Raw genomic sequence first — 1537 nt, 5'->3', positions numbered from 1 at the left:
CTTGACAAGCCGAATTTATCCGTGGGGTCAATGCCTCAATTCTAAAATCTAAAATCTAAAATCTAAAATCTAAAATCGATTGACTCTTGCTCCCTCCCCTTGACAAGGGGAGGGTTCAGGTGGGCTTTTCAGTAAATTTGACCAGTAAATTTGACCAGTAAATTTGACAAAAAGTCTATTAGTCTTTCAAGAATATCTGCGGCTAGCCGAGTCGGTGATGCTGTTCTAATTCTAAACTAGAGTCCTCATCTTTTTTGGGAACCAGAAGCGTATTTTCGCTGCTCGGTTGCAACACGGCTTTAATCACTTGGAGAAAACGGTTAGGCTTTTTGGTTTGACCGTTGAGAGTGCGGCGGTCTTGCACTTTTTTAGAAAGGTGCCGCATCACAGATAAATCGAGTTCATCGATGAAATGGTCTGCTATACGTTCTCCCATTAAATCAATAGCTTCAGCATACTGATCGGTCAGCGTTTCTATAGCATCGTATGCTTCGTCAGCAACTTGACTTGCTACTGTTTTATTTTGGTCGCCCGGTGTCTGGGAATTGGTGCGGCGTCGGTCTAAAAGACTTTGGTACTCAGCAATGCTCATTCCCAAATTGTAGAGATGGTGGTGAGCGTGATCCATCAAATCTACTTCACTGGGATAGAAGAAACCACGGGTGCTGTTGATGCCGTGCAGTTTTGCCCAACGCCGCAGAGTTGTCTCATCTTGCAGTTGGTATCGCTCCAACATTTGAGCTGTGTTCAGCTCTACTTCTGGCGTAACTTTGAAATCGCTCATCGGTAAATCCTCGGTGGTGAGTAAATAAATAAATTTGAAACTTAGAATCTGTGATTTGCGTACAGTCTGAAAATGACGATCGATCCTTTGACGGCATTCACGGAAGTCTTGCGGGCATTTGCTGTCGATCGTGCGATCGTGCGATCGAGTCAGAGGATTTCAGGGTAGCGTACTTTTGGGCTTTGTCTCGATCGCATCCGGGAGCAAGCACACAGGGTTAATAATATAGCTGATTTATGGTTTCAACAACCGTTAAAAATAGTAAAGTTTAATTTTTAGGGTTGAATTATTAGTAATGTTGAGCTATAATATTCTCAATAACCGTGCAATTAGTAATTTTAGTAGTTGCAAACGAGATTCTTAGTATGCCTGTATACGATTATTTGTGTCCCGAAAACAACCAGCAGTTAGAAGTTTGGCACAGCATGAACCTGGAAGTTTCGACTTGGGGCCAACTGTGCGAGTTGGCGAAGCGCGAACCCGGGGAGACTCCCGCAGATGCGCCGGTACGCCGACTGCTGAGCGCTCCGAGGTTGATGAAGCCGACATCCGACACCGATTATAAAAATCAGGGGTTCAGCAAGTACGTGAAGCGGGATGAAGGGGTTTATGAAAATGTCACGGCTAAGGATGGTGAAAGCCGTATTGTCAATCGAGATGGTAAGCCGATTAAAGACTGAACTCGGTAATTGGTAATTGGTAATCGGTAATTGGTAATTGGTAATTGGTAATTATTCCTAATGACTAATGACT

Annotated in this window: 2 protein-coding genes; one reads left to right on the top strand and one right to left on the bottom strand. The window is 43.8% G+C overall.

From position 1 onward, the window contains the following. Positions 1 to 202: 202 nt before the first annotated feature. The gene (locus tag QUB39_RS02160; protein WP_333052017.1) at positions 203 to 784 is read right to left on the bottom strand and encodes a hypothetical protein; all 582 of its coding nucleotides are present in this window, start codon (positions 782 to 784) and stop codon (positions 203 to 205) included. 365 nt (positions 785 to 1149) lie between these two features. Between QUB39_RS02160 and QUB39_RS02155 the strand changes: the two genes are divergently transcribed. Beyond that, positions 1150 to 1464 carry a zinc ribbon domain-containing protein gene (locus tag QUB39_RS02155; RefSeq protein ID WP_333052014.1) on the top strand — a complete coding sequence of 105 codons (315 nt, stop codon included), beginning with the start codon at positions 1150 to 1152 and terminating at the stop codon, positions 1462 to 1464. Positions 1465 to 1537: the final 73 nt, after the last annotated feature.

The organism is Microcoleus sp. AT8-B5, assembly GCF_036705565.1.
In the GTDB taxonomy this organism is placed as follows: domain Bacteria; phylum Cyanobacteriota; class Cyanobacteriia; order Cyanobacteriales; family Microcoleaceae; genus Microcoleus.
Note: the sequence above shows the minus strand (reverse complement) of the source record. Positions and strands in the feature narration are given on the sequence as shown.